The organism is uncultured Nostoc sp., assembly GCF_937863485.1.
In the GTDB taxonomy this organism is placed as follows: Bacteria; Cyanobacteriota; Cyanobacteriia; order Cyanobacteriales; family Nostocaceae; genus Nostoc.
The window spans coordinates 35,751-49,273 of the sequence record NZ_CALMFY010000185.1 but is presented as its reverse complement, the minus strand read 5'-3'; the positions used below and the strand labels follow the sequence as shown (position 1 = coordinate 49,273).

Sequence of the window (13,523 nt, the reverse complement as noted above, 5' to 3'; positions counted from 1 at the left end):
ATTCATCTCTCTGACTTCCTGATCAGCCTCAACGAGCAAATTAAATGCGTGACTGCTTATCTTGGAGCAATTCCACCAGAATTTCTCCATCGAGATCGAAGTGTTTCATTTTAAAGCGGAGTCCTTCGTCGATCGAGTTTATAACTGGAAGGGTGAAACTCGACCGTCCAGAACCCAAAATCAAAGGAGAAAAATGGAGATGCAGTAGCTCTATGCAATCAGCTTGTAAGAAATAGGATACAGTTTGTCCTCCACCTTCCAAAAAAATACTAGAAATGCCATTTTCATATAAAACCTTTAAAATTTCTGAGGGAGCTAAAACGGGTCTTTCTTGAGAATCTTTTGTTGAAAAGATCGGAAGCTCTAAAATTTTTTCTTTAGCTGCTTGTGGTGGTACTCGATACTGCTTTTCTTGAGGACATAATACAATCACTCTTTCATGAAGCGCCATCATCTGCAAATCATCAACCCTCAAATCGTTTTGACCTTCTATAATCACAGGAGTTGGATGCTTGCCAGGTACTAAACGAACCGTTAACTTAGGGTTGTCGAGTGTTGCCGTTACTGCTCCTACCATGACGGCATCATGAAGGGCACGCAGACGATGGGCATGTTTCAAGTTAGCCTCGTTACTGAGCCACTGAGAGTTTCCATTGACTGCTGCAATTTTGCCGTCAAGAGATTGTGCCAAGTGAGCCATCAGAAAAGGACGCTTTTCTAGGTAAGCTTCTCTTTGAGCAACTAAAAGCCTTATATATAAGGAAAAAGTTTGCCATCCATTGCTGCTCCACATTCCTTTAAAACATTGGGCATCTTGCACGATATCGCTTTTAAAAGGGGAGCCGCTTTTGAATACGATGGCAGATTCTACTTGAGAAAATACTTGATTTGCGAAATTCAAGTTTTGACAGAAATCATTTGGAAAATCGATAATAATCAAGAAATCACTTTCTGGAATATTAGGGATCTTTTTGTTATAAAGTTTTTGGAAACTCCACGGACTTTTTGCATTACCAAAAAAAGCCCAATATTCATTAAGTTGGGGAGGTTCATTTCTCATAACCTCCTTGCATTCTAGTAATGCTGGCCAAATATCTTCTAAATGTTCATCAATTTTCAATGCATTTATTGCTAGAGATTGCCGATGTTTCACTTTTAGAAGATGCCCCAGCTTCTTTGCCTTAGTCGTCAAATAATTTAAATTGTAATCATTGGGTTCAATCGCTAAGGGAATACGTTCGACTACCTCAATACCGTAGTTTTGTAAACGAGCAATTTTGCGAGGATTATTAGTAATCAAGCGAATTTGATTCACCCCTAAATCCTTAAGTATTTGCGCCGCCATGCTGTAGTCTCGGAGGTCAGCAGAGAATCCCAGACGTTCATTTGCTTCGACTGTATCCAATCCCAAATCTTGCAAAGAATAGGCTTTCACCTTATTCAACAGACCAATACCTCTTCCCTCTTGCGCCAAATAAATTATCACCCCTTGACCTGCTTTATCAATCATCCTCAGTGCTATTTGCAACTGCATTCCACAATCACAGCGCAGAGAACCCAAGGCATCCCCTGTTAAGCATTCTGAGTGTATTCTTACCATTACCGAGTTGTCGAACTTTGTCGGTTCACCCTTGACGATCGCAACGTTCTCTGAGTTGTCCAGAGTATTACGGTAGCCATAAATTTTGAACTGACCAAATTCGCTAGGTAATTTGGCGATCGCTACAGTTTCTGCAAATGCACTTTCGGTAATTGGTTTTAGGTCGCTCATAATTTATGACAATATTTTGGTGTTTAGATTAACTAGCTGGGGCGCTACATTGCATTAAGCAGCACCTCAACTTCTTAATTTACCATTCCACTCATTTCTGACAACACAACCTCCTCTTTTGCATCCTCACTACTGGCAATTTTGTTGACAATTAATAGCTCAAAATCCGCAATTAAACTCACTGCTGATAATAGCAGAATATAACCCCAATACCAAATTAGAAGCATTACGACTAAAAGGATGTTTTAAAAGGATCTTTTGCTCTCATTGTTAACACTGCATTGGATCTCAGCACATGGCTAAAATATTGATTTTTTGTCGGAGTCAACCCAGTCAGAACGTAACAATTATACCTTCTTGGAATTTTAAAACATCCTCTAAAGACAGAACATCTGCTTGCCATAATTCCTGACAAGCGATCCGCCTAGCTTGGTCTATTTTCTTTGCCAAAAAGCTTCGGCTACCAGAGATCCTCCTGCTGTGAGAATACCATATTCCATAGATAAGCAAAAAGATTAACGAGATTTTTTTAATGGTCAAATTTTGTATATTATCTCATGATTTTTGTATAAGCTCTCAAATTTTATCTGTCATATTTATTCATATGACAGGTTGTCATATATGCACAAGATGTGGATATGATGTCACTTGTTAGATAAATAAGAGAGACACAGCAGAGTATCTGACCGTAACTTAATAATATTTGAATAGTGAACTCACGCGATGTGCAACTTATTCTTAGAACCCCCCTTCCATTCCTCTCCCCCACTTCTGAGAGGCTTTGATTCTTGCTCCCCAACCCTTATAGCGTTGTGGTTGGGGGTTAGGTTTGAGAAAAAGTTGCACACGGCGTGAACTCCTCATTTTGATAACAATCCCATTTGAAGAACCAGAACTTAAAATATCCCCACGGATGAATCTAGTACAGCGCGGCGTAAATAAACATACCATTTCAAATAGTGCAAGAGCTTGGAATACAATTCTTTTGACTTTTGACTTTTGACTTTTGACTTTTGACTTCCGCCTTGCGGTACTAGGGGCTTGTAATCTCACTTTTGTAAAGATTTAACTCACTCATAGTTATGAAACGTTTATCTCAGTTTCTGTATAAGCTGCTGCTCACGATTTTAGCAGGCATCTTCATCTCTATAAGCACGTTTCCAGCGAAAGTAATAGCTTTTGACTTGAGGAATACTCCTCCGCAGTATCGAGAGCAAGCGCGACAGCAAGAAGCGCAACTCCGTAAACCAAGGCTAGGTGCCCCACAGCTAGGCGAGGCTCCCCCACAGCCGCGAAATTGTCCCAATACTAATCAGCCGGTAGACTTCCAAAAAAATCTGGGTCTGGACTACATAGACAGCCACAGCAATCATGTATTAAACGCAACTTTAAATGTTATTAATCCAGAGTTTTTCACCCTCGGAGACGCCACTTTCAAAAGCAGGTATCAAGCAACATATGACGGAAAGACAGCCGAGAACAATCCGAAATTTCAGACTGACTCAAACAACCAGAGGCTTGCTCTCTACCAGACCGGGGACGATAAATCAGGCAAATACATGCCACCAGTCTTACGGGTATCGCCTGGTGATACTATCAAGCTGAAGCTGAACAATAAATTGACTGGTCAATGGACTGGAAGCGCTCCGCAAGATACTAATTTTCATTATCATGGTTTCAATGTACCGGCAACCGAACATGCTGATGATGTACTTACCCACATTCGTCCTGGACAAAGCGACCCAATGGACTTCGTGATCCCGGAGAATCATCAACCTGGGCTGTTCTGGTATCATCCGCATGTCCACGATGATAGCGACTCACAGGTTAGTAGTGGCATGTCAGGTGGGATTATTATTAAAGGCATTGAGAACTATTACCCCATTATTAATGGAATTCCCCTGAAGCCAGATAAGCCTAACCTTGTTAAGGAGATTGTTAAGGACATTGAGCAACCTGATGACACCACTATTAAGGGAATTCTGCCGCAGCTTAAGCCTAGTCTCACTGAGAGAGTGCTTTTGTTTAAGGATTTACAGCTTAAGGAGCAGCTTAAGGATGGCAATTTTTTATCATACGCCTGCTACACCCTGAACGGTTTAGTCAACCCCAACATTACTATTAGACCGGGAGAGGTTCAGTTCTGGCGCATTGGCAATATTGGCGCAGACAATTACATAAATCTGTCGCTACAAAAGTCAACAGGTGATACAAGTCCTTTGTACATATTGGCACGCGACGGCAACATTGTGAATCCGCCGTTTTTACAAAAAGAGCCGATTCTGCTAGCGCCTGGTAATCGAGTTGAGGTACTAGTAATTGGACCTCCATCGGGACAAAAGTACAATCTAGTCTCAACCGAGGTTTTGAACACAGACACAATACCACTAAAAAAAGATGACCCTGATCCAAAACCTCCTAGTCGGGCAACCTTCTCAGGGAATCCCACAGTAGCAACAGTTTCATCTGAGGGTGAGCAAGTAAACTACGATGTTGATGCTTTAGAAGAATACTTACTGAGCCAAAAACCACAAGATAAGTTGGATGATTTACCAAGTATTGAGCAGCTAGCCAAGATGTCGATACTACCAAGCCACCAACGTCCATTCACGTTCACGCAAAATTTTACCAATAAGAATAAAGCGGCCAGAGGAGGAGAGTTTTATATCAACGATAATATATACGATGAGAACCAGTTTGATACAGTCGTCCGGCAGGGTGATATTGAAGAATGGACTCTTGTAAATGCAACACCAGTTCATCATGCCTTCCATATCCACCAACTCGATTTCTTGGTTACTGAGGTCAATGGGAAAAGCCAACTTACATCGAACGGGAGCAACGCGAAAAAGTGAGATCGGGGTTTAGTTCTCAATTATACCTCTATATTCTCAACAAAACTTGGTTTTTTAGTTGCGATCGCATCCCGAAACAAGCTATATACGTCCCAGGTTGCAGCACCTCACAAAATCGCGTTGCTCCCCATCGAACTATGCACAGGGGTATCAGGATGTAGTCGATCTCCCACCTTGTGCCACAGCAAAGGATAATAATGATAGTTGTGACCCTAACACAGTAACAAAAACTGTGGTGCGTATTCCCTTTACAAACAAGATCATTGCTGCCAAATTCGATGGCAAAGAACCTCCAGACGACAATGACAAGTCCACATACGAAAATGGCCAATTCGTCGGTGGCAAATTCGTCTATCACTGTCATCTCCTGTATCATGAAGATCATGGAATGATGCAGAATATTCTGGTCTTACCTCCACCTAAATCTTCTACCTAAGTAAAGTGCAAAGCGTGGCTTAAGCTGCAAGATACAAGATTAGTAAAAATCTTGTGGGGTGGGCATCCCTGCCCACCCTAAATTTACTAAAAAAGAGAAAGTTTTTGCTGAGGTCTTGGAAATTTGTAAAAACATTTTTATGTATACCCAAAAGTTTTCTGATCAAATCAGAGAAAAAGTTTCTGAAAGTTGGGAAACAGTTAAATATGAAGTACTTTTTCGCAAGCAAGAAGCTGTGAATGCGCTAAACATTTTGGTAATTGCATTATCATCCATCTATTTTCTTGACTACATAGATGTAAGTCTGATACAACTGTTTAAAGAAGAACATTATTTGCGTAAGTCCTAATATCTTACACCATTTTCAACCAGACGAATGTAATAGACTGATCTAGAAACTGGTTGAACACCCTTTTAACACTTGCACAATTTTTATCACATAAACGTTACAGGTTATGACATCACCATCACCTCAAGACAAATATAACTCTAAATCCCAGATTGCCGATACAGATTACGAAGAAAAAATCCGTCAAAGTTTTGCTTATTACTCAGATAAATGGGACAATGAAAATTTAACTTCTCACTATAAAATTAAAAGACAGTGGTTATTAAATACTATCCACGAATTTTATCAAAAAACACAACAAAAAAATTTTAATCTCAAAATATTAGATGCTGGATGTGGTAACGGTCTGTATCTAATAGATATTGTAGAAGCTTTGGAAAATATTTATAGTGTAGATGGTGTAGGTGTTGATATAACTGAAGAAATGATTGATATATCTCGAAAGAGATCACTACATTTAAAGGGTAAATATGAATGGATTCAAATAGATTTGGAGAATGATGATTGTAAATCGAAACTCGGAGAAAACCAATTTGATATCATTATCATGAACGGAGTCGTATGTTATTTTAAAAATATACCCAAAGCGCTTAAATCTCTAAAAAACCTTTTAAAACCAGATGGAAAACTGATTATTATCCATCATAATCCCAATAATTTGACTAATCTTGTTCTGAGAATTCAAAGTCTATTAGAATCTGAATTTATCTGGTTTAGAAATCCTTCTGAAAAAGAAATCACAACTTACGCTGAAACAGAAGGCTATATGTTAAATAAATCTCAAGTTTTACCTTGTGGAGGTATACCGTATTTATTTTATAGTCTAGGTAAGATATTTTGGGATGGTTACGGTTTAGTTTTTACCCTAAAATAGGATTGTTTAATTAATCTTGATATTTTTAAAACATCACTCAATCACTCACTTATTTATATGAATATTGAAGTAGAAATATACTATATTTAAGCATCGCTCTAGAATTAGCAAAGACTAATCCTGTTTACGAAGACATAGCTAGTAAGTTCTTTGAGCATTTCTTTTAGATTGGGGATGCCATGAATCAAATTGGCGAAATGGAAACTAGTTTGTGGCATTCCTTCAACGGTGGGAATCTCCCTAATGGAGTGGTTTCCCATGAGCGACTGGCGTGGGTTGGGAAAATCTTCCAGGGACAAATATCACTAACACCAAGGATATTGAATTAAAACAGACAAATAAATTAAGGACTGCGATTATTCTTGAAAATATACTATCTCTATTAAAGAGCAAGATTAACTTTCAGCCCTGCATTCAAACAAGAGTATAAAGTTAAGACAGATAGGATTATAAATTTTCAGGTAATTCTCAGCAGAAATTAATTTAATTACTAGTAAATGCATTTATATTATTAAAGAAAGATTTATATAATTGAGAGTACGATGAAATAAAAATATTTAGCAATATTCTTGGAATCGCTGCCTTTTTCACTGTAGGTATACAACAGAGGTAAGTTAAAATCAGCTATAACTAAAGATGTAGCGGTTGAAAGTAACCTTACATTTAGCAGTCTGATTTTATTGATCAAGCCTTCTTAAACACCTAAAAAGCAACCAGAACAGTGAAGCAAATCATAAAAGGTTGGATAAATATAGACCCATTTTCCTTACAGTCACGCCTCACGGTTGGTATTGCAGCATTTTCAGCTTTGGTATTAGGTAGCTTCGCGACATGGACTAGTTGGAAAATGCAGCAAATTTTAGTTGATAGTCATAAGTATAATATAGAGCAAATCGCCAAGCGCTTGCCACAAGATGTGCAAATTTATAGTGAAATGATGCAACCTGAAACTGGATTGCAAAAGGCTATTAATAATTTGGCAAATACCAACACATTATTATGGCTAAAAAGTCCTGATAATAAAATTTTAGTAAAATCTGCCACTTTAGATTTGTTATCTGATACTACGGTAGCTGAGTTAATGTCTCTGACTAAGATGCCGATTAAACCACAAGTTTACAAAGTAAACCAAAGCTACTTTGTTTTCTGCGGTAGTTCTGTGCAAGTGCAGGGTAAGTTGCTCGGTGAGTTATTTGTAGTCAAGGATATTACCCGCGAACAGAGAATGTTTGTAGTAATGGTGCAGAGTTTAGGTATTACTAGTGTTTTGGCAATTATTGTTTTAACTGCTGCGATCGCATTTTATATTAAACGTTCTCTGCAACCTCTGCGCCAGCTAAATCAAATGGCTTCTGTAATTTCCGCTGAAGATTTAGGACAAGCGCAGCTATATCTTGATAATGCACCCAGTGAAGTTAAAGAATTAGCTCAAACTTTAACTATGCTGTTATCGCGTCTTTCGCAATCATGGGAGCAAGAGCGAGAATTTGTGAGTAACGTTTCTCACGAATTACGTACACCCTTGACAATTGTACGTGGTTATTTGCAAAGCGTCTTGCGAAGGCAGAATAACTTAACCCAAACCCAACAAGAAGCTTTAGAAACTGCTGCATCGGAAGCTGATCGCACTATCCGTCTACTACAAGATTTACTTGATTTAGCACGAGCAGATAGCGGTTACTTATATTTTCAAATGAAATCTTATGTGCTGAATGACTTGGTTGAAGAAGTTGTCATGATGGCAGAAAGTTATAGCGATCGCATAATTACAATTGAGTCAAAAGTTTATCCAATTGAGATAAAAGCAGACTACAGTCGCCTGAAACAAGTATTATTAAATTTGATTGATAATGCTGTTAAGTATTCTGAAGCTGATCCACCGATAATTTTAAAATTGAATCAACTTCAAGACAAGGCGATTATTCAAGTTTGTGACAAAGGTTATGGGATTCCTTTGCAACAGCAAGCACGGATATTTGAGAGATTTTACCGCGTAGATGAATCCCGCTCTCATACTACTGGGGGTTGTGGTTTGGGTTTATCTATTGTCAAGACACTTATAGAAGGTATGGGGGGTAGTGTAAGTGTGCAATCAAAGTTAGGGGAAGGGAGTATGTTTACAATCAGTTTACCTACATATAACAGTTCCATCTGACTTGGTAAAGAAATTCTTAGGTCTTGCAGTATTAAATGATTTGGTTGCAGACATAGTGCAGATGACAGATCAATTTAAGCATTGGGCAATCAATTTGGAAGTTGTTCCGTTTCCTGTGAGAATAAAGGCAGAGTGGAATCAACTCATACAGGTATTAAGCCATTTAATTAGTAATGCAGTTAAATACTCAGATGTGGGTGATCTAGTTACCTTGCAGGCAATCATTCAAGTTAGCGGCAAAGGTGATGGCATTCCCTTGTCGCAGCAGTTCCGCATTTTTGAACCCTTGTATCAAGTTGACCCTTCCCGCGCTCGTGCGACTGGCAAAGCAGGCTTAGGTTTATCTATTGTGAAACACCTAGCCGAAGGTATGGGAGGCAAAGTTGCCATCCTTTCAGAGCCAGGTGGTAGCACTTTTATTCTCACATTACCTGCTTTAGGAGCAAAAATATGACAGCACATATCCTTTTGGTGGAAGATGAAGTCAAACTGGCACGATTTGTAGAATTAGAACTTTGTAGCGAAGGATATCAGGTAAGTGTAGCCCATGATGGTATTGCTGGTCTAACCTTGGCGCGAGACTCATCGCCAGATTTAGCGATTCTGGATTGGATGCTACCAGGGCTGACAGGTTTGGAAATTTGCCGCCGTTTGCGAGCAACAGGCAGTACAGTACCAGTGATTTTGTTGACAGCAAAAGATGAAGTGAGCGATCGCGTCGCAGGTTTAGATGCGGGAGCCGATGATTATGTAGTTAAGCCCTTCAGCATTGAAGAACTACTAGCTAGAATTCGCGCCCATCTCCGCCGCACACAAGAAACAGACGAGGATTTGTTGCAATTTGAAGATTTAAGCTTAAATCGCCGCACCCGGGAAGTTTTTCGGGTGAAACGAAGCATTGAGTTAACAGCAAAAGAGTTTGACTTATTAGAATATCTCCTCTCACATCCTCGTCAGGTGTTTACTAGAGACCAAATTCTAGAGAAGGTTTGGGGTTATGACTTCATGGGTGATTCTAATATTATTGAGGTTTATATTCGTTATTTGCGACTTAAGTTGGAAGAAAAGAATGAAAAGCGTTTGATTCATACAGTCCGTGGTGTAGGTTATGCACTGCGGGAGCAATCGCAATGATTTAGTGATTTCGACAAAAAGCAACATATTAAAGACAAAACAACGTTGATATTGAAGTTGTAGCAACTCGTTCTTTGGGAATACGTTCTGTGAAGCAAACAAACTATTAGCTGGCAGGGTACAATCCACAAGCCTAGATAAAACTTAGGAAGATTTTTTCCCATCTGAAACCATTTGCGAAAGAATATAAGCTGCAAAATCTAGTAACTGATCCAGTAAAAAGCCAATGATACCGATGTAGAGGATCACCTGGATTATGTAATCGGCATTGCCAGCTTTATAAGCATCCCAGAGGGTAAAACCAAGTCCTTTTGGGCCTGTTAACATTTCTGTAGCAATAACTATAAACCAGGCTACCCAAATGCTAACTTTCAAGGCATGAAATATATGAAATATAGCTACTCTAAAGTTATTGTTCTGTCTATGAAAATGTTGCATACCTATTGCCGTATTAATAATCATCGTCCAGAGAGTTCCCAGAAAAACTACTATAATAGCAGCTGATTCTTTCTCTGGAAGCGCTATTAAGGCAAGAGGTAACAAGGCTATAGGAGGGATACTATGTGGTATCTGAAATATCAGCCTAAATAGCTGATAAATCATGCTATTGATGCCGATTAAATACCCGATGAAACTACCCAATACAACGGCTGGAATATAACCCACAAATAACCGTTGCAGGCTAGCTAAAATGTCTAAAAACATATTATTTTTATGCCTCAGTTCTTATGGCAAACATTTGGGAAATACTGCGGCAACAACACAAAATAGCGAGTAGAAAAGTGATTTTAATTGCACTTCCTCTTTTCTCATACCAATTATGTATGAAAATGCGCCTATAAAACTTACACAAAATAACACCCTGTAGGCTCAATTAATAAATTGCCCCTACGTGAATAAAGCACAACCTTACATAGAATTGGTATGACGACAAGATTTCCTAGATCCTCTCCTCCTTGGCAGTTACTCAAAAAAATTAGGTGTTTTTACGATGTGATAGTAGTAGTACACAGAAAAGGTAAAAGTTGGCTTTACTAAACCTTATCAGAAAAAAAAATCCTGATTAGTAAATTAAATACAATTTCCAGATTTAACTTGCTTGATGATTGAGCTAAGTGTGAACATGTAAAATTTTTAATAGCAAATAACTTGCAAAACTTGTTATTAATAATACAGATATAGCAGTTATCGATTGGATGAGAACACCAAAATACTTGCTGTCAAATCATTTCAGCAACGTTTTTGTATTTCACTCAACAGGACACCGCTATAATAAATATAATCAGAAGTATAAAGGATGAAATTTATTATTTAGTTTTCATCCTTTCCAGTTTAGCCTTTGCGATTATTTCCCTAGATTCCGCTTGATTTGGTCTAACTCATCCTGAGTTTCCCAGCGACGAAACTTATATTCTAAGTCATCAAACCCACCAGAATAACTGCTAGTTTGATTTGACCAGCCATTGGTTTCCAAACGCTGGTGAGTTTGCGCTTTAGCATGGGCTGTCTGTGCTTCGGCTGCTTTAGCTTGCACCTCCTGTCGCCGCTGCTGAATTTTTTGCAGTAGTTCCTGAGATTGGTTAATGCGTTCTTTCAACCCTTGCATATGTCCCCAGCGCTGATTTCCTTCGCGCAATAGGGCTGCTTCTCGCTCTTGAGCCGCAGCTGCCAAATCCTCTCTGGCAGCGTTTTTGGCTTTTTGAACACGGATATGCCAACGCTGAATTTCTTGAGCGGTGGACAGAATTTCTTCTTGCGATCGCTTCTCTTGTAATTGTAAATCTGCAATCAGCTTTAATGTGTCTTCCTCTTGCTCACGCAGCTGTTCTAGCAGCGCCTCTAACTCCAAATGTGGATTGTTACGCAAGAATTCTTCTAAACGGTTTTCTAAAAACCGACTCAAATCATCAAATAAGCCCACTGCTAGAACTCCAGAGATTAAGTGCGTGACTATTTTATTGTAGTAATTATTCTCATCCGCGGAATTATTCTCGTGGGCGGAATCTAAATTTTAATAGTTACCGTCATTAAGGATATGGGATCAGACAGCAGCGTGAGCAGCTTTGATCAGTGCTAGAGAACTCAATATCGTTACTGCGGCTGAATTTGAGAGCAATTACCCTGCGGGTTCTCCGTTCGCGGAGCGTCTCGTAGAGAAAAAGTACGCTTCATTCACAATGACTTGTAACGATTTTGGTAAATTTTTGCATTGGGATGCTCCCAAATATCTTCAGAGTTAATCTCCTCTTGAACAAGTTATGATTTTATACTTGAAGCTCTATTCCATGAGGTTTTATTCTATGCATCTTCATAGAGAATTGGTATAAGTTAAACCATGCCCAAACACCTCCTCTACTTTCAGGGTAAACATCCAGTACATCTGTTCATGTACCATAACCTAATACCAATTCGTAATATCCTACGGGAAGCCGCACTTTGAGCGTCTACGTAATTGAGAAAGTCAGATTACATCTGGCTGGGTTTCCACCATTCGTATCTGTAGTCTGATTTTGGAGAATTGATGTAACATATGTGCAAAAAAAGTCAGTTTTAAGGACGACAAAATTGCGACTAAAAACAAATTTTCAGCAATGTGGGATTATGCGCTGTTTTGCGGCAGTACTGCTTTTCGGTCAAGTGTGGCTACATTTACTCCAAGGAAAAACGTGCTACCGCAAGATTCTGCAACATATGGTAACTGCTGGGCCAGGTTCTATCTCTCCAGTTCTCCTTGTCAGCTGTTTTGCAGGAATGATTTTTACTATTCAAATAACGAGGGAATTACTCCGATTTGGGGCTGTCGATGCTGTGGGAGGTGCTTTTGCCTTAGCTTTTTGTAGAGAATTGGCTCCAATTTTGACCGCTAGTATTATGGCGGGACAAGTCGGTTCTGCTTTTGCAGCAGAAATAGGTGCAATGCAAGTCACAGAGCAAATTGATGCACTTTATATGCTCAAAACTGATCCAATTGATTATCTAGTACTTCCTAGGGTAATTGCTTGTAGTTTAATGGTGCCTTTGATGACGATTTTAGCTTTAGTTACAGGCATCATTGGCGGAGTTTTTGCTGCATCACAGTTTTACAAAATTATTCCAGAAACATTTTTAGAATCAGTCAGAAATTTTTTAGAACCATCAGATTTGTTTATTATTTTACTAAAAGGCTTTATTTTTGGTGTACTGGTTGCTATCATTGGCTGTAGTTGGGGTTTAACTACTAAAGGGGGAGCTAAAGAAGTAGGAGAATCTGCAACAAAAGCAGTTGTTACTAGTTGGGTGTCAATTTTTATCATGGATTTTTTCCTCTCTCTACTGCTGTTTGAACAGCCTGCATTTTGAACCCAAGCAAGTATTGAACAAGATTCCTAACTTCTTAAAGAAGTTGGGAATCTCAGCCAAAAAGAACTCTTTAGGTAAGCAATATCGATTCTGAAGCGACACCAAACAGCCTGCCACATGCATCGCTAGCTTTTTTGGGTATACTTCATGACGTTAGTGGAATTTGAGAATATATTAACTTGTAGGTAAGCGCACCCAAAGTTAAACCTCCCAATGAAAAGATAGACGCAGTTGAAAAGGCTAGCCCTTCCCTAAGACCAGCTTTTTGAAAGTCTATCCTGACTAATATAGTCGCTGAAATGATGAGTAAGGTATCAAGAAATACCCCAAACCAGGCAATCATAATAAAAAACGAGAAAGCTGCTAAGACGGCAATGCCGAAAGACCTAGTATTTGATTTAAGCAAAATACTATAGTAATATGTCATTTTCGGCCAAGGAGCAGTCAACGTTACTATTAAAAGCAAGATACCAACTACAGTTACCAGCCACACAAACAGAGGAGCATGTGTTTCAGATATTAGCCAGCCCAAAGTACTGTAACTAAGCAGTACTAACGCCAGGGATACCCAAGGAACTCTTTTCAAAATTGACATGGGTTGGTATTCCTA

At 39.0% G+C, this 13,523-nt stretch carries 13 protein-coding genes; 9 read left to right on the top strand and 4 right to left on the bottom strand.

Annotation, left to right across the window (positions count from 1 at the left end):
- Positions 1-40: 40 nt before the first annotated feature.
- Positions 41-1,771, bottom strand: a complete 1,731-nt coding sequence (gene ribA / locus Q0541_RS24760; RefSeq protein WP_298916913.1) for a GTP cyclohydrolase II — start codon at positions 1,769-1,771, stop codon at positions 41-43.
- 1,082 nt (positions 1,772-2,853) lie between these two features.
- On the opposite strand from ribA, the gene Q0541_RS24755 reads away from it, so the two are divergent.
- The 8 genes from Q0541_RS24755 to Q0541_RS24720 all read left to right on the top strand — a co-directional run bounded on the left by Q0541_RS24755 (position 2,854) and on the right by Q0541_RS24720 (position 9,574).
- On the top strand, positions 2,854-4,626 hold the full coding sequence (locus Q0541_RS24755; RefSeq protein ID WP_298916911.1) for a multicopper oxidase domain-containing protein: 1,773 nt from the start codon (positions 2,854-2,856) through the stop codon (positions 4,624-4,626).
- 97 nt (positions 4,627-4,723) lie between these two features.
- On the top strand, positions 4,724-5,062 hold the full coding sequence (locus Q0541_RS24750) for a multicopper oxidase domain-containing protein (protein WP_298916909.1): 339 nt from the start codon (positions 4,724-4,726) through the stop codon (positions 5,060-5,062).
- A 58-nt stretch (positions 5,063-5,120) separates the two neighbouring features.
- Positions 5,121-5,411, top strand: coding sequence for a hypothetical protein (locus Q0541_RS24745; RefSeq protein WP_298916907.1), 291 nt, complete (start codon positions 5,121-5,123; stop codon positions 5,409-5,411).
- A gap of 106 nt (positions 5,412-5,517) precedes the next feature.
- The gene (locus tag Q0541_RS24740; RefSeq protein ID WP_298916905.1) at positions 5,518-6,285 is read left to right on the top strand and encodes a class I SAM-dependent methyltransferase; all 768 of its coding nucleotides are present in this window, start codon (positions 5,518-5,520) and stop codon (positions 6,283-6,285) included.
- 179 nt (positions 6,286-6,464) lie between these two features.
- Positions 6,465-6,614 (top strand): hypothetical protein, encoded by a 150-nt coding sequence (locus Q0541_RS24735; RefSeq protein WP_298916903.1) that lies wholly within the window; start codon positions 6,465-6,467, stop codon positions 6,612-6,614.
- Positions 6,615-7,006: 392 nt separating this feature from the next.
- Complete coding sequence (locus tag Q0541_RS24730; protein ID WP_298916901.1) at positions 7,007-8,440, top strand: HAMP domain-containing sensor histidine kinase; 1,434 nt, start codon at positions 7,007-7,009, stop codon at positions 8,438-8,440.
- A 61-nt stretch (positions 8,441-8,501) separates the two neighbouring features.
- The gene (locus tag Q0541_RS24725) at positions 8,502-8,894 is read left to right on the top strand and encodes an ATP-binding protein (RefSeq protein ID WP_298916899.1); all 393 of its coding nucleotides are present in this window, start codon (positions 8,502-8,504) and stop codon (positions 8,892-8,894) included.
- A complete protein-coding gene (locus tag Q0541_RS24720) occupies positions 8,891-9,574 on the top strand; it encodes a response regulator transcription factor (RefSeq protein WP_298916896.1) in 684 nt (227 codons plus the stop codon). The genes Q0541_RS24725 and Q0541_RS24720 overlap by 4 nt, the downstream gene beginning before the upstream one ends.
- Before the next feature lie 144 nt (positions 9,575-9,718).
- Here the strand turns inward: Q0541_RS24720 and Q0541_RS24715 are convergent, their stop codons facing one another.
- Positions 9,719-10,279: a nitrate transporter gene (locus Q0541_RS24715; RefSeq protein ID WP_273765293.1), complete on the bottom strand. Its 561-nt coding sequence runs from the start codon at positions 10,277-10,279 to the stop codon at positions 9,719-9,721.
- Positions 10,280-10,919: 640 nt separating this feature from the next.
- On the bottom strand, positions 10,920-11,495 hold the full coding sequence (locus tag Q0541_RS24710) for a TIGR04376 family protein (protein ID WP_298916889.1): 576 nt from the start codon (positions 11,493-11,495) through the stop codon (positions 10,920-10,922).
- Positions 11,496-12,175: 680 nt separating this feature from the next.
- Here Q0541_RS24710 and Q0541_RS24705 point away from each other — a divergent pair.
- Positions 12,176-12,913 carry an MlaE family lipid ABC transporter permease subunit gene (locus tag Q0541_RS24705; protein ID WP_298916886.1) on the top strand — a complete coding sequence of 246 codons (738 nt, stop codon included), beginning with the start codon at positions 12,176-12,178 and terminating at the stop codon, positions 12,911-12,913.
- Positions 12,914-13,058: 145 nt separating this feature from the next.
- Here Q0541_RS24705 and Q0541_RS24700 read toward each other — a convergent pair whose 3' ends face one another.
- Positions 13,059-13,508 carry a hypothetical protein gene (locus tag Q0541_RS24700; protein WP_298916883.1) on the bottom strand — a complete coding sequence of 150 codons (450 nt, stop codon included), beginning with the start codon at positions 13,506-13,508 and terminating at the stop codon, positions 13,059-13,061.
- Positions 13,509-13,523: the final 15 nt, after the last annotated feature.

Coding starts and splice junctions, on each gene's coding strand:
- Q0541_RS24715 (WP_273765293.1), bottom strand. CDS start 10,279: ATGTTTTTAGACATTTTAGCTAGCCTGCAACGGTTATTTGTGGGTTAT.
- Q0541_RS24725 (WP_298916899.1), top strand. CDS start 8,502: ATGACAGATCAATTTAAGCATTGGGCAATCAATTTGGAAGTTGTTCCG.
- ribA (WP_298916913.1), bottom strand. CDS start 1,771: ATGAGCGACCTAAAACCAATTACCGAAAGTGCATTTGCAGAAACTGTA.
- Q0541_RS24700 (WP_298916883.1), bottom strand. CDS start 13,508: ATGTCAATTTTGAAAAGAGTTCCTTGGGTATCCCTGGCGTTAGTACTG.
- Q0541_RS24720 (WP_298916896.1), top strand. CDS start 8,891: ATGACAGCACATATCCTTTTGGTGGAAGATGAAGTCAAACTGGCACGA.
- Q0541_RS24740 (WP_298916905.1), top strand. CDS start 5,518: ATGACATCACCATCACCTCAAGACAAATATAACTCTAAATCCCAGATT.
- Q0541_RS24755 (WP_298916911.1), top strand. CDS start 2,854: ATGAAACGTTTATCTCAGTTTCTGTATAAGCTGCTGCTCACGATTTTA.
- Q0541_RS24735 (WP_298916903.1), top strand. CDS start 6,465: ATGAATCAAATTGGCGAAATGGAAACTAGTTTGTGGCATTCCTTCAAC.
- Q0541_RS24705 (WP_298916886.1), top strand. CDS start 12,176: ATGCGCTGTTTTGCGGCAGTACTGCTTTTCGGTCAAGTGTGGCTACAT.